This window comes from Sphingobacterium sp. B16(2022), from assembly GCF_012030425.1.
GTDB classification, from domain to species: domain Bacteria; phylum Bacteroidota; class Bacteroidia; order Sphingobacteriales; family Sphingobacteriaceae; genus Sphingobacterium; species Sphingobacterium anhuiense.
Map to the genome: position 1 here is coordinate 1,684,362 of NZ_JAAUVN010000001.1, position 23,743 is coordinate 1,708,104.

Below are 23,743 nucleotides of genomic sequence, written 5' to 3' on the forward strand. Positions count from 1 at the left end.
ATCAAGAAATAATATAAAACGGTTTACAATTGAAAACATACATCATGGTAATTTTTCAATCAGTTGGTTTATCATTTTATTAAAATTAAAACAATAGTATCAATTACATATCTAAAAATCCACCAAAACAAATTAATTATTTACGAAAACGTTTGAATATGTCACTTATAACACATACTTACATTTCATATGCTACACTAAAAAAACAAATTAGCGCATTTAAATAACCGCAAAAAGATGAATTTACATTAATTAACAATTATTTTAAACAAAAATCTATTAATTACTGTTATGGAATCAGTAGCGATAGTGAAAAAATATTTCATTAAGTAAGGTACTTAAAAAGCATCAATTAACATATTAAGCGAACCAGATTAGCTTAGATTTTAGAATGGAAAAATAATTTTAAAAAGAATGCTCATTATTTAGTAAAAATTAGAAATAAGAAAAAATCAGTATCATGAAAGAAATCACCTCAAAATTTGAAAAAGTACTTAATGCATCTAGTTCTTATGGTAATGTAAATCACGAACCCGATTCAAGCAAAGAACAACAGCGAAATACTCCTCAGAAATCAATGCCATTTTCCGATCAAATTGGTAATTATCAACGCAATAAAGGTATTCCCCCAAAATCGTATCAAAATAGTAAAGTGTATATTATTGGAAGTGGTATTGCAGGTATGTCGGCCGCTTACTATTTCATAAGAGATGGACATATTCCTGCAGAAAACATAGTCTTTCTAGAGCAACTTCACATTGATGGCGGTTCCCTGGACGGATCTGGGAATGCTACAGAAGGCTATGTGATTCGGGGAGGACGAGAAATGGATATGACCTACGAAAATTTGTGGGACATATTTCAAGATATTCCTGCTCTTGAAATGCCTGAACCTTATTCAGTTCTTGATGAATACCGTTTGATCAATGATAATGACTCCAACTTTTCCAAAGCACGGTTGATCCATAACAATGGAGAAATTAAGGACTTCAGCAAATTTGGATTAGCAAAATTAGACCAGCTTGCTATCATTAAACTTTTATTAAAGAAAAAAGAAGATTTAGACAATATCACGATATCGGATTACTTTAGTGAATCATTTTTGAGCAGTAATTTCTGGACTTTTTGGCGAACCATGTTTGCTTTCGAAAACTGGCATAGTTTATTGGAGCTAAAACTATACATGCATCGCTTTCTACATGCTATTGATGGGCTAAATGACCTATCTTCGCTTGTATTTCCAAAATATAACCAGTACGACACCTTCGTTACACCATTACGCCGTGTATTACAGAAAAAGGGCGTTAATATCAGATTAAATGTATTAGTTAGTGATCTACATATTCACAGCAATACGGAAGGGAAAACCGTCGAAAGTATCATTACTGAACAAGATGGAAAGGAAGTAATCATTCCAGTAGGAAAGGAAGATTTTGTGATCGTTACTACAGGCTCTATGACCGAAGATACGTTTTATGGCGACAATAAAACAGCACCCATTATTGAAATCGATAACAGTACAAGTGGACAAAGTGCCGGATGGAAATTATGGAAAAATCTCGCTGCTAAGTCGGAAGTATTTGGAAAACCAGAGAAATTTTGTAGTAATATTGAAAAGTCATCGTGGGAATCAGCTACATTAACTTGTAAACCTTCTGCTTTAATTGATAAACTGAAGGAATATTCGGTAAACGATCCATATTCTGGAAAAACAGTTACTGGAGGTATAATTACGATTACAGATTCCAATTGGTTGATGAGTTTTACCTGCAATAGGCAACCCCATTTCCCTGGACAACCTGACGATGTACTCGTTCTATGGGTATATGCATTGTTTATGGATAAACAAGGTAACTACATCAAAAAAACAATGCCAGCATGTACAGGAGATGAAATTTTGAGCGAATTATGTTTTCATCTAGGTATTGTGGATCAATTGGATGATGTGATTAAAAACACCATAGTAAGAACCTCATTCATGCCATACATTACCTCCATGTTTATGCCTCGCGCCAAAGGAGACCGCCCAAGAGTAGTCCCAAATGGTTGCAAAAATTTAGGCCTTGTGGGGCAATTTATTGAAACAAATAATGATGTCGTGTTCACCATGGAAAGTTCGGTGAGAACAGCACGAATCGCAGTATATGAATTACTGAACCTGAATAAACAAGTTCCAGATATTAATCCTTTACAATATGATATCCGCCACCTCTTGAAAGCGGCTAAAACTTTGAACGACGATAAGCCTTTCGTTGGAGAAGGTCTATTAAGAAAGGTGTTAAAAGGTTCATACTTTGAACATATTTTACCAATAGGAAGTAACGAAAATGATGATCATGAATCTTTTGTGCAAGAACAGATCACCAAGTTTAAAGACTGGATAAAAGGTATAAAAGGCTAATCAGCAACATGAAATCCAATGTAATTACAACAGTTACATTGGATTTTTTATTTTAATCATCGCAAACGATACAGTTAAAAAGAGATTTTCTTAATATTTCCTATTTGGATGATTTCGCATAATGGAATAATAAGACGCTGTAAAAGCAGCTAAACTTTTATATCCAACCATAAAACCGATTTCACTTAAAGTATGTTGTTTCGTATCGATGAGCTCAATACTCTTTAGCACCCGAATAAGTTGTATGTATTTTTTTAAAGTTATTCCTGTTTCCTTTTTAAACAAACGCTGCAGTGTACGGATTGACAATGTGGACTGCGCAGCAAGTTCTTCAATTTTAAGGTTTATAGTATAGTGATTATTTATATAATTGCAAACAGACAACAAACGTTGATCTCCAGGTACAGGTATTTGTAAGTAATTGCTCTCTTTGCAAAAATTAGGCAGGCTAATCTGCAATGCTTTTAAGAATATAGCCTGCTCTTCATCCTCAGTAAGAAGTTTATTCCATTTTGATGCGTACCGAAGCATCTCTATTAAAACAGCCGGTGCAGGAAATACATGAATGTCCTGAAAAAAACTGTTTTCTAAATCAGATTTAAATAAGACGACCATAAGTTTCACCTGTGAAGCTTCCGAAACAACACGATGTTTGAGACCCGAAGGAATCCAGATAACATGATTTTTAGGAACAAGGTATATATTACGATCCAGATGAAAATACTGGTACCCCTCTTCTACAAAAGTTAATTGACTTCGCGCATGAAGATGCTCATGTTCATCATGTTGCCAATTATCTTCATACCAAACATACATATCCTTTGGAATAAGATCTACATAGATTCCTTTACCTTGTTCCGTAAGTCCGCATTTCGATCTGTCGTTTTGCATGTTGTTTTTGGCAAATTTACTAAAAATGACTTACCTAATTTTGTAAGGGAACATAATAATTAAGATCTATGATTAACTTACGTAATATATTAATCGCATTAATATCAATATTTTCAATTGTAGCACACGCACAACAAAAAAAAGCGCGTGTACTTGTACTCATACATTCCGACAATGGAAGCACTTATGAGCTCGCTAAAGAATTTGCAAAAGGACTAGAAAGTTCCAATCAAGCAGAAGCAATTATCAAAATGGTTAAAAAAAATGAGCATGCAAAATTAAAAGAAATTCCTGTTGCTACCCCAAATGAACTTTCATCATATGATGGAATAGCTTTTGGTTCACCCATTTATTTTGGGAACATGAGTACTGCTATGAGCGAATTTTTATCAAAGACTGTCGATCTTTGGACAAAACATGGTTTGGAAGGTATGCCTGCTACCGTTTTCATGTCTGCAGGTAGCGGCGCGGGTAAAGAACTAGCCATTCAATCCATTTGGAATAGCCTCGCTGTACATGGGATGATACTCGTTTCAAATGGCATTCGTGGTAATGAAAAAATTGACGTCAAAATTCCACAAGGTAACACGGTATTGGGTACAACAAGTCTTTCCTCTGCAAAAAATGTCGAAAGACCAAGCGAAAGTGAGCGCTATTTAATCAAGCTCCAAGGTGAAAATTTTGCCAAAATTGCACTTGCCTTAAAAGGCACCTTCTTTAAGAGCACTGTTACTTTGTTAGAAAATAAAACAACAGTTGCATCAACATTAAAACAAAAAAAGATTACACTACCAGAAGTTCCCCAACCAGCAGGTAATTACAAACCTTACATTCGTACAGGTAATTTAATCTTCATCAACCAGGTAGCGTTAAAAGACGGAAAGATTCTTAATCCTGGAAAATTAGGAAAAGAACTCAACGAACAACAAGTAAAAGAAGCGACCAGAACAACAATGCTGAATGTGATAGCTGTGCTAAACGAAGCTGTTGGCGGAAATCTCGAACAGGTTAAACGCTGTGTTCAGTTAACTGGAATATTCAATACACCCGAAGGTTATACCAAGCATGCTGACTTAATGAACGTAGCCTCTGATCTTACAGTTGATGTTTTCGGAGAAAAAGGAAAGCATGCCCGCGCAACATTTGGTGCATCTTCCATTCCTGTAAATTCTGCTGTAGAAATTCAAGCTATCTTTGAAATTGACTAAAAAAATTAAGCTTCATTGTTCATCAGCTAAAAACTTCCATTTCGTCCTAGAGCTTATAGAAATCTGGTGGATCCCTATCTTTTTTAATTGAATCCCATTATCCTTGCCCTGTTAAAGGAAAAAATAAAATATATTTGCCACAGATCACCAAATGATGTTACTAAAGTGAAAATAAGCAGGTACATCAGAAATTTATTTAGAAATGGAAATAAGAAACAGCACAGCTCATGATATTGAGGATATCTTCAAAGTTTACGAACAGGCCTCAGCATATAAACTACAAGTTGGTAATAAAGGATGGAAGGGGTTTAAATTAGCTCAGGTACAAAAGGAGATCGATGAAAATAGACATTTTGTTATACTAGAAGGATCAGTTGTAGCTTGTACATTTGTACTTACTTTCAAAGATGATGTTATCTGGAAAGAATCTGCTAACGATAACGCAATTTATATTCACAGAATAGCGACAAATCCTCTATTTAGAGGAAATTCTTATGTAACAAAAATCGTCGCTTGGGCTAAAGAATATGCAATTGCAAATGAAAAAAAATTCATTAGACTAGATACTCATAGTGGGAATGATAAAATAAACAACTACTACATAAGCTGTGGTTTTATGTTTAAAGGAGTGAGTCAAATTAAATGGACCCCAGAATTACCTGAACATTATAAAGAAGGATCATTTAGCTTGTTTGAGATAGCATTATAAAAAAACTATTCGCTTCTTATTCTCAGCAAGATAAGAAGCGAATACTACATATTGATCCAATAATTGATCTTCATCATAAAAGTATTGCTTGCGGGTAACCCAAACATCCGATCTAGATTATTTCCCCAGCCGGTTTGATAAATCTCGTCACGATTAGATCGATTATGTTCCCAGACAAGATACAAAGTAGATCCAGGAAGATACTCCCAGCGCGCAACTAAGTTTGAGCGAAATTCATTAAAACTAAAGTTTGGATCTTTGAACTTTAGCACATGGTTTCCTTTATCAACTTCATAAACACCTGAATTAAAACTTAATTCCTCTACAGTAAACGTTCTAAAACGATCCTCATAAGTGTGAGAATCTGTATTCGCGGCTTCTTTAAAGCGATCATATTTAGCAACTGAAGTGAAAGGAGAACCATAATATTGAATTGAAATATCAGGTGTTAGATTCATCTGCATATTTAAGGTAATACCATAGGTTTGTTGTTTCATACGCCCCATAACATAGGTCGTGCGATCTATACTGTTTTCCGTTGGTAAAATACTATTTACATATTGCAGATTATCTTTATTCCATGCATAATTTAGCTGTCCTGTAAGACGAACATGGTCCCCTAACCGGAAAATCATGCTTGGGTGTATTGCATTATACCCCGTTTCCTGTTCCAAATAGTGTCGCCCATTATAATCTAATTTAAAAACGATCCGTTTTGCACGATCTGAACTAACCATTACATTAGATTCAAAATTAGAATTCAATCTTAAGTCTGGCCCTCCACGAAGTTGACGGCTATCAATGGTATTCCAGTTAAAGGTTTCCTTGATATCCATTTCGATACGACGTTTCGTACTTAAACTCCTCCAACGGAGTGCAATATTATTATTAATAGCCTTTCCACCATAATTCCACATATTTTTCTGCGTTAGATTAATTCCTGCAAAACGAAATGGGCCCCATGGATCTGTTTTTCGATAGGTGATCTCAGATTCATTAAATTTAAAATCAGATTGACGAAGATACCCCACATTGTTAAGATCGAATCCCGGTGATGACCAACTAAAAGTTTCTGCAAAATTCCATTGCGCATTTCCTCTCTTACCCACTTTTACATAACCACCTGTACCTTGTAAGGTCTTCTTATCCGGATCTAAATTCAGATACCCCGAGCCTGATTCACGTTGATAATAGTGGGTCGCATTCATTTTCGTATTAAGGATCGCATCCGCTGAGCCATGTAAAGTACTGAACATACCTTTTGCATCGATATAGTAAAGACGCTTAGCAAAGTACTGCGTAAAATCAACTCCACTTGTGAAAGCATTTTCAACCATTGCATCTTCCAGATGTTTTCTTCCTAACTTACGATTTACCGAAGTTACCATACCACCTAATAGCGTATTACCTTCCCAATTTTTTTGTACACGAGCCACCGTATAATTGGTTAAAGGCTCTGTAATCTCTTTATCGGGTTCACCATTTCGCATCACTTTAGAATTAGTCTCCGCAGTAATGCTTTCCAGAAACCCAACTGTAACACCATTTCTGTTCGTGCCCGTTAACTTCATAGCACCTAAAATGGGAATAGGATTTGGTGTGCTCGCAAAACTTGTCAGATTATCTATATTTTTGGGTTGATAAGTAGGCATTGCTCCTATTCTACGGGAGTAAAACATCATCCCCTCTTCATTATTATCAAACTCCAAAATATGTTTACCTTCAAGAAAAAAAGGTCTCTTTTCATCATAAAAAATCTCGAAAGCAGATAGATTCATGACCGACGGATCCAGTTCAACCTGACCATAATCTGGATTTATAGTCATATCCAGTGTAAAATCATTCAGTGCAAATTTCGCATCTAAACCCGCAGTGGCTTGCCACCTGCTCCCTTTCTGAAAAGGGCTGTTAGGTACTTTCGGATTTCGGACAAATTTGCTCATCGTGTATGGCAAAAATTCAATTCCTCTTGGCTTTGGCAAGTCTGTCATACCGTGCATCTCTCCAAAAGAAAAAACATGTCCATTATTTTTTATTGGAATTAAACTCCAATTCTGGACCTCATTATTTCTCCGAATGATACGCCTTACGTGTAAACCCCAAATACCATCTTCATTTTTCTGATTATAACGTAATTGACTAAAAGGAATCCTCAGTTCTGCCGTCCAGCTTGAATCTGCAAGGTCGATATTCGTCCGTCCTTCCCACACAGTATTCCAACTCAGATTGACAGATAATTTATCCGTCACCGTCAAATCTGTCTTATTTCCCCCGAGATTAACATTAAATTCAGATGCCACACGATAATCATGATAGGTGTCAAATGCAATACTGATCAAATCTCCATTACTGTTATCATCGCGATTACCAATAAATGCATTCATGGTTTCCGGGTGTACATCCTTACAATAAACTCCTACATAAACATTTTCATCATCATAAAATATTTTCATCCGAGTCCATGAGGGTGTATAAACGCGTTCAAAAGGAATTACCTGAGAAAACTTTTCCGACCATTCTCCCTTATCCTTCCATATAGTTTCATCCAGTTTCCCATCAATTCGAGGCTGTTCTCCTGTAAGTTTTGTAATATGATACGCTCTTTTATAAGCGCTGTCTAAAGAAACGACCTCTTTTCTTTGATCCTGAGCCTGACATAGACTATGGATGAACAAAGAAGCCAGGAAACAATAATATTTCATAATTATCCAATTATTTTTGTAGGTTCTATATAATATTGGTGTTATATATAAGTCAATCGACCAAGTTAAATAAAATAAATCATACTATAATTGAATTTGCAACAGATTATTAAGATAACTTCCTTTGTTAAGAATTAAGATTCATAAAAAGCATACCGAACTCAGTTCCTAGCATCAATCTATAAACATCCCAACAATATTTCTCGCAAGTAAATGGAAAATTAAATGAAAACACTATCTTAGTAATCAATAGCTAATTATTTAAACCTTTTTATGATTAATTCCACTAATAACACGACCATATACTGGAGTTTTGGAAAAAAAATAGGATTCCGTTTTTCTTTCGTTTTTATTTTATTATTTATAGTGATATGTAATAACGGTTCATTCCCTCTATTCAGCTTCATCAATAGACCATTGATTATGCTAATGCATATCTGTACACCATGGTTTTCGAAAAATATATTAAAATATCAATACGACTATTCCATTTTCTCCAACGGTAGCGGAGATACTTCTTATGACTGGGTAACACTTCTGATATTAGTTATCATTGGAGTTCTGGGAACCATCATTTGGACCTTGATAGATACAAAAAGAAATAATTACAATAAGTGCTATTATTGGTTGACGGTTTTTATTCGCTATTACATTGCATTCATGCTCATCAACTATGGTGTAAGCAAATTGATGCATGCGCAAATGCCGCCTCCAGGATTGACCAAGCTTATGCAACCTCTAGGTGAATTTTCTCCAATGGGATTGGCATGGAATTTCTTTGGTTTTTCGAAAGGATACAATATTTTTATTGGTATTGTGGAGGTAATGGCAGGCCTACTCCTGTTTAGGAAAACAATGGTTTTAGGCGCTTTAATCACAGTGGCTACAAGTTTAAATATAATGGCCATAAACTATTTTTACGATGTACCTGTAAAGTTGATGTCAACTGCACTAGTCTTATTATCGGTATTTTTATTACTTCCATATCTCAAATCTTTAACAGACCTTTTTTTCAAAGGCGAGTCTAGTCAACTTAAGCAAATTAATAGGCCAGTGTTCAATAGAGTATGGAAAAAGTGGGTTGCATCGATATGCAAAGTCTTAGTGATTATGCTGTTTATCTCAACCCAGCTATTTGGTGTTTTTAATCAAAAAAAAATAATAGCACAATATTTCAAAAAATCGCCATTGTATGGTATCTATCAAATTGACACAACTTCAGAAAAAAGAGTTAGCATACCCAATGATTGGTCATTTCTAATCTTTGAATATGAAGGAAATGCACGAGCTCGTGATAATTTTTACAATGTACAACGAATCGGAGTCGGCTTTAATACATCAGAAAATAAGATGACCTTAAACAATTACACCTTTGATTATAAACTGGAGGAGAATGGTGATGTGCTATTAAAAGTAAAAATAAAAGAGCGATTGGAAGAAATCAGACTTAAAAAAAGAGATCCGAAAACATTTGAGTTAATGAATCGTGGTTTTAACTGGATACAGGAATATCCGCACAACAAATAATCGTATCCAATCATTAATCAAAAAAACTCTTATTTAAATAGCCTGCTAAAGAAAGAACCTGAAGATTCAATGGCAACATACAATTCTTCATTTTCAACTTTAGTAGGGTATATCTTAATAAAATCCCCTTGTCCGGGACAACCTGTGCCACTTGTCAAATTAAATCTATGCCGGTGATAAGAACAAACAATCTCTTCACCTTCGCACCAACCCGTTACAAATGAAGCTCCCGCATGTGGACATTTCCTAGAAAATGCTTTCCAGCCATTTGCATTATGCAAAATACACAACCGGGTACGCCCCGCTTCTACCTCATAAATTCGGTCTTCAATATAAATACTCGCCTTATCGATCTTATACCATTGCAACATAATTAAAGATACATAGAAAGTTTCGACTTATTTTTTATCTTTGCGTAAATTCAAAAAACTAGCATATTTTATGGCTTTACAATGCGGTATCGTTGGATTACCTAACGTAGGTAAATCAACACTATTTAACTGTTTGTCTAACGCTAAAGCACAAGCGGCAAACTTTCCTTTTTGTACTATTGAACCAAATGTTGGGGTTATCACTGTTCCTGATACCCGTCTTAATAAATTAGCTGAATTGGTTAATCCTCAAAAAATTGTTCCAAATACAATTGAGATTGTTGATATCGCTGGTTTAGTAAAAGGCGCTTCTAAAGGTGAAGGTCTTGGTAATCAATTCTTAGGGAATATTCGTACAACAAATGCAATTATTCACGTTTTACGTTGTTTCGATGACGGCAATGTGATCCATGTTGATGGATCTGTAGATCCTATTCGTGACAAAGAAATCATTGATACTGAGTTACAGTTGAAAGATTTGGATACTGTTGTGAAACGTATTCAAAAAGTAGAAAAAATGGCCAAAACAGGTGGAGATAAAGATGCAAAACGCACTTACGAAATCTTATCTATTGTAAAAGACCATTTAGAAGCTGGTAAATCAGCTCGTACAGCACCTCTTGAAAAAGACGATTTCGATTTCATTCAAGATTTAGCATTACTAACTGTAAAACCTGTATTATATGTGTGTAATGTGGACGAAGCTTCTGTCAATACCGGTAATGCTTATGTTGACCGTGTAAAAGAAGAAGTTAAGGATGAAAATGCACAGGTATTAATTATTTCTGCTCAGATTGAATCGGAAATTGCACAATTAGAAAGTTTTGAAGAGCGTCAGATGTTCTTAGATGATCTAGGTTTAGCAGAATCTGGTGTTTCTAAATTGATCGTGGCAGCTTATTCACTACTGGACTTAGCAACATACTTTACTGCTGGTGTGCAGGAAGTTCGTGCTTGGACAATTGAAAAAGGATTTACAGCCCCACAAGCAGCAGGTGTTATCCACACAGACTTTGAAAAAGGATTTATCCGTGCAGAGGTCATTAAATATAATGATTTTATCGAATTAGGATCTGAGGCAGCTTGTAAAGAAGCTGGTAAATTATCGGTAGAAGGAAAAACATATATTGTTGAAGATGGTGATATTATGCACTTCAGATTCAATGTATAATTAATATTAAAATAATTAGAAAGGGCTGAAAATAAATATTTTCAGCCCTTTTCGTTTTAGTCATATAACAATACACCCGATACATTCCAGCTGCTGAAGCTTGTTCCCTCGCTTTCGCCTTGCGGAATATGAACACGGACAGTATGCTTTCCAGCTTTAAGTTTTCCTATATCGATAAAAATAGGATAAGTTACCGTTCCTGGACACCAATTAGAACGACTCAAATCCGAAGAAGATAGACCATTAGCAAAATTTCCGGAAGCAGGATTACTTAATCGATATGATCCACAATCATTACGCCATGGTGTAAAGCTAAATAACGGCACTTCGTTAAGAAATATACGATTTGTTTTAGGGACAAATTCATCACCATTCCCCCATCCACCATGTCCAGTAGTAACATAGCGCAGTTGAACATTTTCCGCATCCTCCTTCAACTCAAAAGTTACTACCAAACCTTGATCCTTATTGAACATCGTTCCGTACTCCTGCCCACCCATTTCCATTACATTAGTAGTATTAAAAATTGGCAGTAATTTTTTTAATGATTGGCTTCTATCAAACCCCGGATGTACCGTCAATTCAAGACTTATCTCATGGCCATTTTTATCATAATTTCCAATAAAAGCACCTACATAAACTTCCTGATCACTGATAGCCCCCGCAAGCTCGCTGATATCCTGTCTATATAATACAGAATCTTGCCAGGTCTTGCCCTTCAATTTTAAATAATTAAATTGACTCACACCAAAAGGTGTAAAGAAGCGCATAAGCTCTAAGATAGGAGAATAAATAGCCGTACGGATCACACCTTGGTATTTTTTACCATTGCCATTATCATAAAACGGTAGCGTATTCATCCCTTTTTGCATACCATCTAAAAAAGACAGTTGCTGATCTTGAGGAATAATAAAAACAGAACCTGTACGATCGTAAGCGTCACCTTTAGATTTTTCAGTCAATTGCACAAATACAGTTTGTCCTGGATTAATCTTTGGAATTTTTACTTTTTTAACAATGACAGTACCATTTGCAAATCTTAAAATACTATCCGATTTACTATCATCGGAGAAGCTGATCTTTTCATTTTTAAAGACAGGAACTTGTGTAAACCTGCTTTTCCACAGCTCATCTTTATAGGTCAAATCATCAACATAAACCAATGACTGAGGCAAGTTTAATGACGTTGGCCATTCCTTTAGTTTTTCAATTTTACTTGCTGTTACTGCAGAATTACCATTACGGACTACTTCAAGTACAAAGCCAAGGTTCTGCCCTAAATCTGAAGGACCACCTTTTACCTTCAGCTCGGTCGTATACCAGATATCAATGCTATTCGAGTTTACACTAGTTTTTGCCCTATAGCAAGTATAGCCTAATATTTTTTTAGTTTCCTTAGTAATTTCCAAATTTTGTTTATTGATCGCATTGGAATCAATTGTACCTATTTGTTTCATTGCATTGACCCGTGTCATCTTATAATAAGCATTTGAAGGTCTTTTAATAACAAAAATCTCATAAGGCATCTTCGCTTCACCGCTCATAATCTTACGGCTTGTAATCACTGTTTGCTCGGCATTTGCATAAACTAAAGTCGGATCCTGCGATTCCATAACTTTATTGTTACTGGAACGCTGATATTCAACTAAAATGCCTTTCTGAGCATAAAGTGATTGGAAAAAAAAGAGAGATAGAAATAGATATAATATACGCATAGTATGGAATAAATGATTAATCTTCAAATTTAAAAAAATGATTGATAATATGGCTATAAAATAGAAAAGCCTGAGAGAATCGAGCGATTTCCCAGGCTTTAAAGTACCTCTTGAAAGAGGTAATCAACCTAAACCTACGTCAAAGGTAAAATATATTTATTATTCTTACAAAATAATTATTTGAACACTGAAAAAATAATAAGGAAATATAGTGTAAAACGATACGTTATTTATTATTTTTCAATAAAAAATAATGCTAAAAATACCATTACTGCAACTCTTTTAACCAGTAATAAGATATCAGTATGCCCCATTTGATATGGTGTAAATCCAACACAATAACTTTTTTTGAATAAAAAACAGTGAAATCGAATTAAAACCTATATAATTAGAAAAATGACAATATTAAAACTTAAAAGATAAATAATATCGCTATAAATAAATAAAGGTTTTCAAACGGGGAGAATGAAAACCTTTAAAACCAATTATAAACCTAAATTATGATGCAACAAAGATAGTGTATATATTACACTATAACAAATTATTTATTCTTATTTTTTTTAATAATATTAAATTGTAGTGATTTTACTACAATTTAGAATGATTCTAAGTGTTTTTATATCCTCAGATTATCTTTATCTTTGTATAAAATCAGAAAAACACATGTTTACAGGAATTATAGAAACCTTAGGAAAGGTCAAAGATATTGTCAAAGAAGATACAAATATTCATTTGTATATCGAGAGCCAGATTTCCAATGAATTAAAGATAGATCAAAGTGTAGCCCATAACGGAGTTTGTTTAACCGTTGTTGGAATTGAAGAAAATTTGCATCAAGTAACTGCAATTGATGAAACACTGCAAAAAACAAATCTTCAAGATTTAAAGATTGGCGATGTCATGAATATAGAACGTTGTACGCAGGCCAATGGGCGTTTTGACGGACATATTGTACAAGGTCACGTTGATCAGGTAGCAACATGTATTAACAAACAAGATCAAGATGGAAGTTTCGTATTTACATTTCAATATGATCCAAAGCTTCAGAATATCACAGTTGAAAAAGGATCTATTACAGTAAACGGGATTAGCCTGACTGTAGTTAACTCTAAAATTGATCAATTTTCTGTCGCAATTATCCCCTACACTATTGAACACACAAACTTAAAAAATGTAGAAGTAGGTACAAAAGTAAATCTGGAATTTGATATCATAGGCAAATATGTATCAAAAATTATGGCTTTGAGAGGTTAATCTCAAAGCCATATTTTATGTTACTCCAAATAATGTCCTTGTCGCATCAGCAATGCCCTATACTTATTAAAGACACTTGATTTCGATACAAAACCGAGATAATTCCCATCCTTATCAATCACTGGTAATATCCATACATCATCTTTTTTCATCTTGAGCATGACCGACTCCATATCTTCTTCATGTATTTTAACAAGATCAGTAGGTGTTTCCGCTAACTTACTAAAAGGTTGGTCGATACCTTCCTCCTCACCCAACAAAATAGAAAATAAGCGTTCGCTATATAAGATACCTAGCAATTTGCCCTTTTCAGTAACAATAGGAAAAATATTACGCTTACTGTGAATAATATCAGATTGTCTCATTTTAGGGGTTTCTTCAGGTCTTAGTATGACAAAATTAGTTTCTAAAACATACCTTACCTTCATCATACTTAATACAGATCGATCCTTGTCCTCGTAAGACAGCAAGTCTCCTGAATCAGCTAAAACTTTCGTATAAATAGAGTATTTCAGTATCGATCTATTAATTAAATATGAAATGGAAGTGACAAGCATTAGCGGTACCATCAATCCGTACCCTCCAGTGATTTCTGCGATTAGAAAAACACCTGTCAATGGTGCATGCATGATTCCACTCAAGGCGCCGGCCATGCCGACCACTACAAAGTTAGGAACATTCAATTCTGTTATTCCTGTCAGATTGACTCCATAAGCAAAAGCAAAGCCCAATAGCCCGCCCATCACCAGACTAGGACCAAAAACACCGCCGTTTCCACCACCATTAAGGGTAAACAGAGCGGCAAATGATTTGGCAAAAAGAGTTAAGACCGAATAAGCTAATATTACAAGCCCGATATCCTGATAATCTGCAAATAGACTATTCTTAACAATGGCATTAAATTGACCATTCAATATTTGCTGAATCGCAATATATCCTTCTCCGTAAAGAGCAGGGAAGATAAAGATCATCAACCCCAATGATATGCCACTAACCCACACCTTATTGTAAGGATTTTTAATATTAGTAAACCAATTCTTGACAATACTGCTGATCTTCGCAAAATAAACAGAATATCCACCAACCAATAAAGCTAACAATAAGTAGAAAAATAGTGCTGATACCTCCCACTCCGTACTAAAAGTGTGAAATAGGGGTTCACTATATAATGATTGTGCAACTACCGATGCCATTGCAGCCGAAATCAGTAACGGAATAAGCACCGGAATAGAGAATTCCGGTAATAAAATTTCGATGGCGAACACCATCCCTGCTAAAGGGCTGTCAAAAGCGCCTGCGATACCAGCTGCAGCCCCACAAGCCAATAGCATCGTCACCTCTTTATATTGCAAGCCAAAAAACCGTCCCGTATTAGATCCGATGGCAGATCCACTCATCGCAATAGGTGCCTCTAATCCACAAGATCCTCCAAACCCAACGGTTATAGCCGAGGTGACTATCTGCGAATAGACATTGTGAACAGGAATCTGACTCGATTTTCTGGAAATGGCATAAATAATCGGTGTTATACCGTGCTCAAGATGTTTCGCCTTTAGCACCTTACGCACATACAAGACACTCAAAAGAATACCTAATAATGGGAAGAATAAATAGAATGAATATTTATAATGCCAATCCACATCATCCTGTAAGGTCGAAGCAATAAAGTGCGTTAATGCTTTTAACACAGAAGCAGCTACCCCACCTATAATCCCGACTACAAAAGCTAAAATAATGATAAAGTTTCGATTCGAAATTTTATGCATCCGCCAATGATTAAGCGCATCTAATTTTCTATTAAGCCTGCCTCTTAATGTTTTACTATTCATTTTATATTATTGAAAACTTAGAACCTCTTTCTTTTTCTTTGATTTAAACTTCTCCGGTATTGCTTCCATAATCTCACGCGATAACGCTTCAATAGCTTGTTTTTTGACAAAATTCTGTGTTGTTACAAGACTTATTTCACGGACAGGTTCCGGAGCTTTAAAATAACGAATCCGGTTTAGCTGATCTTCATTATAATCTACAATAGATAATTCGGGTAATATTGTAATTCCCGAATTGATATCCACCATCTTTTTTAAAGTCTCTACACTCCCGGTATTATATTCAAAACGACCAGAACTATCATAATTATGTTTATGATGGCAGATGTTTAATACCTGTCCACGCATACAGTGACCTTCATTCAATAACCAAAGCTTATCCTCTCCGATGTCATCAGAGCTCAACATCTTTTTACCGAAAAGCGGACTGTTTTCCGAAATATATGCCACAAAGTTTTCATAAAAAAGTGGCTTTTCAATTATTCCTGCTTCATGTAATGGTGTCGATAAGATCCCGCAGTCCAAAAGTCCTACTTTCAACTCGTGAACAATTCTTTCGGTGGTATACTCCCAAATTTGTAATTGCATTTTGGGGTATTTATCCATAAACCGTGTTAGAACCGTCGGTAACAAATAAGGGGCTATCGTCGGAATCACTCCTATACGTAACTCTCCGTCCAATTCACCATTTTCATTTTGGACAATCTCCAAAACTTTTTTACTTTCTATCAGAATAATACGAGCTTGTGCAATTATCTTTTCTCCAATTTCAGTAGGGATTACAGGTTGACGGCTTCGGTCAAAAATTTTAACTCCAATAGACTCCTCCAATTTCTGGATTTGCATACTTAACGTGGGCTGTGTTACAAAACATTTTTCGGCAGCGGCTACAAAGTTTCTATATGTATCAACGGCGACTATATACTCTAATTGAATGAGCGTCATCTTATCAATTTTATTTATACAAAAGTAACAAACATATTTCATACCAAATGATCGAATCGCGATCGAAAGATATGTACTTAATATTTTTTATCTTTGAGCTTCGATCGGACAGAACAATCCTATTTAATAATATATAAACAAACATGAAGTTACTGAATACAAAATCCTGGAGTTTACTCCTACTTTTAGCAACAGCTGCCCCTACTATCCATGCGAAATCTCCTGACGAAGGAATGTTTCCTCTTAGCGAATTGAATAAAGCGGGATTGAAAAATGCGGGACTAAAAATAAATGAAAAGGATATCTATAATCCAGGAAAAGTTGGACTAGTTGATGCTTTAGTACAAGTAAGCGGATGTACGGGTTCATTTGTATCAGGAAGTGGATTGATCATCACGAACCATCACTGTGCATTCTCAGCAGTACAGCTTGCGAGTACTCCCATCAACAACTATCTTAAAAATGGTTTCGTAGCACAGTCACATGAACAAGAAATTGAAGCAAGAGGACTAACTATACGTATTACAGACTCTTACGAAGATGTTTCTGAGAAAATTCTGGCGGCAGTTGCACATATCACGGATCCATCCGAAAGAATAACAATTATTAAGAAAAAGCAACAAGAACTGGTAGAACAGGCTCAAAAACAGGATCCAACGATCAAAGCTGAAGTTTCTGAAATGTTTATCGGTAAGACATATGTACTATTCCGATATAAAACAATTGAAGACGTACGCTTAGTATATATTCCTCGTCAAAACATCGGAGAATTTGGAGGTGAAACCGACAACTGGATCTGGCCAAGACATACAGGAGACTATTCATTCTTACGTGCTTATGTTGGTAAAGATGGGGCATCTGCAAAATATTCAAAAGAAAATGTCCCTTACCAACCGAAGAAGTTTTTAAAAGTAAACCCAAAAGGTGTTAATGAGAATGATTTCGTCTTCATTTTAGGTTATCCAGGTAAAACATTTAGACACCGTCCTGCGCAATATATTCAATATCAACAAAATTTTTTACTGCCTTATGTTTCTAATTTGTATGAATTTCAAAATGAGCGCATGTACGAAGCAGGAAAAACAGATAATGATGCCGCCCTTTACTTAGCGACACGTATTAAAAGAAACGCTAATGTTTTAAAAAACTATAAAGGAAAACTAAAAGGTCTTCGTAATATTGATTTAATAAATACCAAAATAAAAGAAGATCAAGCGCTAAGTACTTTTATCAATAGCAAATCAGATTTAAAAAATAAATATGGTACTCTGATGGATGATATTGATGGCCTATACAAATTAATCAATCAAGACGTCTACAAGGAAATGTGGATGAATAATATCTACACGAGCACGAGTTTAATGCGCGTTGCAAAAGAGATAAATACGTTTAAAGCAGCGATGCTACAACAAAGTACATCACAAGATCAAAATGCTTTTTTTGAAGCTAATATTAATAAGTTAAAAACAAACTTAAAAGGTATCTACGAAAGCTACAGCATGTATGCAGATCTCCGTATCTTTGCTAAGATGCTAGCTGACGCACATGCTTTCCAAGGGAACAATCAAATCGAAACAATTCAAAAACTGAAGTTCCAAGATAATAATCTTGCAAGTGCATATGCCGGGGAGCTTATTACAGAATCGAAATTAAATAACAGCGCAGCAGTATTTAATGATATTTTATCAAATAGGACTACTCTATTGGCTTATTCAGATAACCTAATGAAATTTCAATCGTCACTAGAACAAGATATTCAGCAATTTGCTGTTGAGCAAAAAAGAAGAGATGGAGTGTTAAATAAATTGATGGGAGATTATGTAGCAGTTAAGGAATTGTACCAGTCTAAAAACTTTATTCCTGATGCGAACTCCACATTGAGACTAACATTCGGAAACATAAAAGGTTACTCTCCTGTTGACGCTACTTACATGAAGCCATTTACAACACTAGCAGGTATTATACAAAAAGGCAATCTTGGAGAGGCAGATTTTGAATATCCAGCTGAAATAAAAACTGCTTGGGAAAACAAGAATTTTGGACCATATGTTAAGAAAGAACTGAACGATGTACCTGTTAATATGCTCTATAATATGGATACGACCGGAGGTAATTCAGGATCTCCTATTATGAATGCATATGGCGAATTGATCGGAGTCAATTTTGACCGCTCATACGATGCAACCATTAATGATTTTGCATGGAACGATAGTTATAGCCGTTCGATAGGTGTTGATATCCGTTACGTACTATGGGTAGCAGACAAAATTGACAATGCTCAATTTATATTAAAAGAAATGGGTATATAAGTATCACCTGCAACAAATAATAAAAGGCTTATCGTATTTCCGATAAGCCTTTTATTATTATTTAAATCTCAAACCAAACTATAAATCTCCATCGTTTGTTAATCTTCCAAACCCAAATATATCCGTACGGTAGTCTTTCTTTCCCAAAATTATATTTCGGATCACCTGTGCGGCAATCATACTAAATGTAATACCATTTCCGCCATATCCCAATGCATAAAGCATTCTTTTTTTACCGGGCCAGCTACCGATAAATGGCAAACCATCTGCTGTAGAAGAGAAAGTACCACACCACGCCATATTGACATCGATAGCAATATCCGGATATAATTTATTGAATTTTTTGACCAGTTTTTTAACTTTTCCCTTTAACAAACGGTCCCGTTTATCAGGGTCTCTAAATTCCTCGTCTTCCCCTCCCATCATGATACGATTATCTGCGGTTGTACGCATATAGAAATAAGGTTCCGCAGTTTCCCATATTAAACTTCTTTCTTTCCAAAATTGACCTGTATGAATAGGCTTAGAAACTAAAGCATAGGTTGAATTAAGATTCATAACCTGTTTTGGCAAAAATTGACCCGCCTCAAATCCTGCGGCAATGATCACGTATTTACAGTGAATCTTAAACCCATTGTTCGTCAATAGTTCATACCCATTTTTCACTTCATGATAATGATCGATCTGAACTGGAGAAAAAATTGGAAGTTGATGTTTTTTTTGATGATACTTAAGAATACCGATCGCAGACTTATAAGTATCCATTTGTGCAGATGTATCATTATATAATGCGCCAAGACCTGCAATTCCATATTCCTTCTTTAATGCTTTCCTATTTAATAAACGAACAGGAAGGTCATGTTTCACCCTCGCCTCATATTCATCTTTAATACTACTCCATCCTGCTTGATCACTTGCCAGATAACATGTTGAGACACGTTTAAAATCACCCTTCACACCTGTTTTCTCAAATACTTGCTCGATATCTGTAATAGACCTTAAACTTGCACGATAAGCGCCAACTGCACGAGCTTCTCCGATGTCCTTAATCATTTCATGAAGAGGAACATCAATTTCATATTGCAGCTGTGCTGTACTAGCAACCGTACTGCCATTTGATACGATTCTTTTATCAAAAATAGCACACTTTATACCGTGTTCACAGAGCTCGTGCGCAACTAGTGTTCCTGTAATACCAGAACCAATAATTGCCACATCAATTTCATAATCATTTTCTAAGGGATTGTTATAATCGTAAAGCGCATTTTTAATAATCCAAAAAGGTAATCCTGCGTATAAATCCATAAATTGTATTTACAAATACAACATTGGGTTTGGCAATTTGTTTTTTCTTAAAAGAAAAACAACACCAACAAATGAAAATAATAATTCGTATTTCCTAAAATTCAATTAGATTTGAAGGATCATTAACAGTAAATCACAGACATGAATTATCTCTATTTCTTATTATTTTGGATTTGTCAGATCGTTTCAACTATTATTTTTAAATATGGCGGAATTCACCCAAAATACCACTGGTCAGCGTTAGTTGCGGGTAATATAATTCTAATCACTGCAAGCTGGTTTCTCATTCAATTATTCAAAACATTTCCACAGCCGATTGTAATTGCCTTGTGTTCAGGGGGCACATTTTTAACAGTTCAGCTGGCGATGGCTCTTGTTTTTAAACAACCTTTGACCTGGATGCAGATCCTTGGTTCTACAATCATTGTAATAGGAATGGTGCTGGTGACCTTTGGTGGAAAAGAATAAGCAGTCTAAAACGATATTCTCCATGAATTGTATCAAACTCAGTGTTTTGCAATCCATGGAGAATATTTTAAGTAATTTTAAAAACGAAGACCAATACTTAAATAAGGACGAAATCCTTCTTTTGAAAAACCTCCAACAGCCTGAATAACTAAAAGATCAGCAGGAATAAAATAAAAGCCACCGCCATACCCCATGTGCCAGCGACTAGAGGATTCGTTTTTCATCCAAACTCTACCCACATCGTGAAAACCAATAAGTCCTACAGTGCCAGGAACCAAATAGGAATCATAACTAAAAACTTTAAAACGTAACTCAAAATTATTATAGAGCATAGTTTGTCCACTCAAACGTTTCGAGTTAAAGCCACGAAGGCTATTTTCACCTCCTAAGTGCGCATATTGAAAGATTAATGGATCACCGATCAGTGTTTCAAATCCAGTGCGATTGGCAAGAGTTATCCAGTCGCTTTCATTAGTCTTATAAAAGTTGAAAATAGATCTTAATCTTATAAATTGATTATCATTACTATTTAACTGTGACTTTGCCTCAATAAGATTATCCCAGAAAATACCTTTTTTGGCATTATCTTTTTGATCACGACTATCGTATTGAACAGATCCTAGAATTCCTGTAAAGAAAAACTTACCAAATACAGGTATAGCTGGATTTTCTGCGGCATACTTTTCAAAAAAATGTCCCTCATTAGCTTCTTCATGGCTCATAATAAATTCTGAAGAAGAACCCATCTTCCATTTCCAGTTTTCAGCAAATTCTCTCTTCAATAAAAAGTTGGCATAAATAACGTCATATCGGTTTCTATAATATTGAATCCCACGTTCTTTACGCTGTTCATAATCTGTATTATTTCCCAAACCAAAAAAGTTTTCTTGGTTTTTAGGTCCATCAGATTCCAATTGAATCAAGAGGTCATTTTTATTCCATATCGATTTAATATCGGCATTATATTTAAAACTAAAGGACTTGCGTCCAGTTGTATAATGCGCCCAAAACTCTTGTTTAAAAGCATAAGGTTCTTTTCGAAAGCCCTGTTTTTCGATCAAATAACCAGCCCCGAACAAAAGGCCTTTATCTACTCCATATTGTAAAGAAGCCAACACACCGGTGCGATCATATTTGAAACTATTTCGATCATAACGATGCACTAAGGTATCATTTGACAATTTTAGATTTATAAAAGGCGTGTTCTTAAAATTAGGTTGAACTTCCTTATCATCATAAATATAAACAAGTTTACCGTTCTCAAAATTAGGATCTATGCGGTAATCATCCTTCCCCTTACCCCCTATCAACCGAAGCTTTATTTTCGATTTATTTTGACCACGAATATCATATACATCTGAACCATCAAGCCCATAAATCTGTAATTCTTTTGTCTCCTTCGGAAGGAATGTTCTTTTAACCAGTTTCCTTCCTTCAGATCCATCTTTCCTTTTATTTCTGATTTCTAGCTCAAGCGAACCGTCAGTATGATAGTTAAAATATAAAAACTCATTCTTAGCTGAAGTGGCGATATCAACGTTCTTTGCTAGATCACCATAATAATCTAAAGCAGTAGACATCAGATTATCTCTTCTAGCACGTATATGACCCTTAAGCTGTTCTCCACCCAATCGTACAATAGTATCTGGCATCTGTGCTATTGCTTCATCTATGACGGCATCAGTAACAACCGTTTGTACAAATTTGATTTCCTCTTTCCAATCCTTTCGATCCAAATGGTTTAAGAAGTAACGGTCAAAATGCCTTTCATTAAAATTCCACTGACCGACATTGCGAATATGATCACCAAAAGGTTGCAAGTGCGCTTTCAGCCACTGCATGGATAGTAATACCGGAAGTATACCCGATGTTTTATAATATACTTTATCACGATCTCTTGGTACTGGACTATACACTTTCTTATCGTCAATCTTTTTAGAATCCCATCGCCAATTATCCTCATGACGATCCCAATCTCCTAAAATGAAATCAAGTAGTCTTGCACGCAATGTTAAACGCTGATCCACTTGAATATCATTATCTTCCTCCAACTTTCTTTGCGCTTTAAGTGTATTGTCAGTTTTCGCATCTTCATCCTCCAAAGGTACTCTTGGCTCAAACATATAAGCTCTATTTTTAAATACAGCACGGTGTTCTTCTAAACCAGGATCATCACCAACAAAGACCAGTTCTGGACTAGCATGTGGGATTTTTAATACACGATTAAAAGTCGGTACAGTTAGCGCTCCAAATGGATGAGCAATTGAAATTTGATCCTGAACAATATCCTTTGCAATCGTATTTCTCAAATGTTCAGGCAGACTCCTTTCTGGAAATTTATTAATAGACCTCAAAACCCATTCTCTACCCGTACTGTCTCTTAAACGTAGCGATTGTGTTTGCATACCTCCACCAAGCTTGACAACAGTAAGACCGCCAAGTTCCTTTTGAAGATGCATGACCCGCATTTTAACCGGCGTATTGTATAGTTCACGATAAGAATCACCTAACCAGAAACGATGCAACTTACTCACTTGATCATATGTAGGATCGATCATGGCAACTGCCGAATCACCTTCCATTTTAAATGACGACTGCCCACATACATGAGAGACATTAGTGATGAACAATAGTGTACTTACAATGCTGTAGACATGCTTTTTAAGATGAAGGTTTTGATTATTCATACGGTAATAATTAATACGAGGTCAATTTTGAAACTAAAATACAGTAAAAAATTTAATTGCACTTCTGCTTTTCAATAGAAGTCAACAAAAATCATCACATTTGGTTGTAAGAATAGTGTTATAGGACTTGCCTTATACTTTTTCTTTTACAAATTACAGTATAACTGCAGCACTGCACTTTGGATGTTTTGCCATAAAAATGCCCCCAGAAAGCATCTAACTCTTCGGGGGCAAACCTAAATATCAAATTC

16 protein-coding genes are annotated in these 23,743 nt (G+C 35.3%); 8 read left to right on the top strand and 8 right to left on the bottom strand.

Features of this window, described 5'->3' with window-relative positions; translation table 11 throughout:
• Positions 1-460 precede the first annotated feature (460 nt).
• Positions 461-2,401, top strand: coding sequence for an oleate hydratase (locus tag HCX49_RS07460; RefSeq protein ID WP_132768418.1), 1,941 nt, complete (start codon positions 461-463; stop codon positions 2,399-2,401).
• 90 nt (positions 2,402-2,491) lie between these two features.
• Here the strand turns inward: HCX49_RS07460 and HCX49_RS07465 are convergent, their stop codons facing one another.
• Positions 2,492-3,292 (bottom strand): AraC family transcriptional regulator, encoded by an 801-nt coding sequence (locus HCX49_RS07465; protein ID WP_168126667.1) that lies wholly within the window; start codon positions 3,290-3,292, stop codon positions 2,492-2,494.
• Between the two features lie 68 nt (positions 3,293-3,360).
• Here HCX49_RS07465 and HCX49_RS07470 point away from each other — a divergent pair, with 68 nt between their 5' ends.
• Together HCX49_RS07470 and HCX49_RS07475 are read left to right on the top strand one after the other, a co-directional pair.
• Positions 3,361-4,500, top strand: a complete 1,140-nt coding sequence (locus HCX49_RS07470; protein WP_168126668.1) for an Atu1372/SO_1960 family protein — start codon at positions 3,361-3,363, stop codon at positions 4,498-4,500.
• A gap of 202 nt (positions 4,501-4,702) precedes the next feature.
• On the top strand, positions 4,703-5,209 hold the full coding sequence (locus HCX49_RS07475) for a GNAT family N-acetyltransferase (protein ID WP_168126669.1): 507 nt from the start codon (positions 4,703-4,705) through the stop codon (positions 5,207-5,209).
• A gap of 44 nt (positions 5,210-5,253) precedes the next feature.
• Here the strand turns inward: HCX49_RS07475 and HCX49_RS07480 are convergent, their stop codons facing one another.
• Positions 5,254-7,911 (bottom strand): DUF5916 domain-containing protein, encoded by a 2,658-nt coding sequence (locus tag HCX49_RS07480; protein ID WP_168126670.1) that lies wholly within the window; start codon positions 7,909-7,911, stop codon positions 5,254-5,256.
• Between the two features lie 423 nt (positions 7,912-8,334).
• Between HCX49_RS07480 and HCX49_RS07485 the strand changes: the two genes are divergently transcribed.
• Positions 8,335-9,438, top strand: a complete 1,104-nt coding sequence (locus HCX49_RS07485; RefSeq protein ID WP_021191340.1) for a hypothetical protein — start codon at positions 8,335-8,337, stop codon at positions 9,436-9,438.
• A 29-nt stretch (positions 9,439-9,467) separates the two neighbouring features.
• On the opposite strand, the gene HCX49_RS07490 is transcribed toward HCX49_RS07485, so the two are convergent.
• Positions 9,468-9,809, bottom strand: coding sequence for a Rieske (2Fe-2S) protein (locus tag HCX49_RS07490; protein WP_168126671.1), 342 nt, complete (start codon positions 9,807-9,809; stop codon positions 9,468-9,470).
• Positions 9,810-9,879: 70 nt separating this feature from the next.
• Between HCX49_RS07490 and ychF the strand changes: the two genes are divergently transcribed.
• Positions 9,880-10,980, top strand: a complete 1,101-nt coding sequence (gene ychF, locus HCX49_RS07495) for a redox-regulated ATPase YchF (protein WP_021191342.1) — start codon at positions 9,880-9,882, stop codon at positions 10,978-10,980.
• Positions 10,981-11,036: 56 nt separating this feature from the next.
• Here ychF and HCX49_RS07500 read toward each other — a convergent pair whose 3' ends face one another.
• Positions 11,037-12,695: a GLPGLI family protein gene (locus HCX49_RS07500; RefSeq protein WP_132768432.1), complete on the bottom strand. Its 1,659-nt coding sequence runs from the start codon at positions 12,693-12,695 to the stop codon at positions 11,037-11,039.
• Between the two features lie 663 nt (positions 12,696-13,358).
• Between HCX49_RS07500 and HCX49_RS07505 the strand changes: the two genes are divergently transcribed.
• Positions 13,359-13,949, top strand: coding sequence for a riboflavin synthase (locus HCX49_RS07505; RefSeq protein ID WP_132768434.1), 591 nt, complete (start codon positions 13,359-13,361; stop codon positions 13,947-13,949).
• Positions 13,950-13,969: 20 nt separating this feature from the next.
• Here HCX49_RS07505 and HCX49_RS07510 read toward each other — a convergent pair whose 3' ends face one another.
• Both HCX49_RS07510 and HCX49_RS07515 read right to left on the bottom strand, forming a co-directional pair.
• The gene (locus HCX49_RS07510) at positions 13,970-15,778 is read right to left on the bottom strand and encodes a chloride channel protein (RefSeq protein WP_132768436.1); all 1,809 of its coding nucleotides are present in this window, start codon (positions 15,776-15,778) and stop codon (positions 13,970-13,972) included.
• A gap of 6 nt (positions 15,779-15,784) precedes the next feature.
• Positions 15,785-16,723: a hydrogen peroxide-inducible genes activator gene (locus HCX49_RS07515; RefSeq protein ID WP_021189329.1), complete on the bottom strand. Its 939-nt coding sequence runs from the start codon at positions 16,721-16,723 to the stop codon at positions 15,785-15,787.
• 143 nt (positions 16,724-16,866) lie between these two features.
• On the opposite strand from HCX49_RS07515, the gene HCX49_RS07520 reads away from it, so the two are divergent.
• Complete coding sequence (locus HCX49_RS07520) at positions 16,867-19,032, top strand: S46 family peptidase (RefSeq protein ID WP_168126672.1); 2,166 nt, start codon at positions 16,867-16,869, stop codon at positions 19,030-19,032.
• A 78-nt stretch (positions 19,033-19,110) separates the two neighbouring features.
• On the opposite strand, the gene HCX49_RS07525 is transcribed toward HCX49_RS07520, so the two are convergent.
• Positions 19,111-20,337: an NAD(P)/FAD-dependent oxidoreductase gene (locus tag HCX49_RS07525; RefSeq protein WP_132768440.1), complete on the bottom strand. Its 1,227-nt coding sequence runs from the start codon at positions 20,335-20,337 to the stop codon at positions 19,111-19,113.
• A gap of 141 nt (positions 20,338-20,478) precedes the next feature.
• Between HCX49_RS07525 and HCX49_RS07530 the strand changes: the two genes are divergently transcribed.
• Positions 20,479-20,805, top strand: a complete 327-nt coding sequence (locus HCX49_RS07530) for a hypothetical protein (protein WP_132768442.1) — start codon at positions 20,479-20,481, stop codon at positions 20,803-20,805.
• A 77-nt stretch (positions 20,806-20,882) separates the two neighbouring features.
• Here the strand turns inward: HCX49_RS07530 and HCX49_RS07535 are convergent, their stop codons facing one another.
• Positions 20,883-23,492, bottom strand: coding sequence for a BamA/TamA family outer membrane protein (locus tag HCX49_RS07535; protein WP_168126673.1), 2,610 nt, complete (start codon positions 23,490-23,492; stop codon positions 20,883-20,885).
• Positions 23,493-23,743 lie beyond the last annotated feature (251 nt).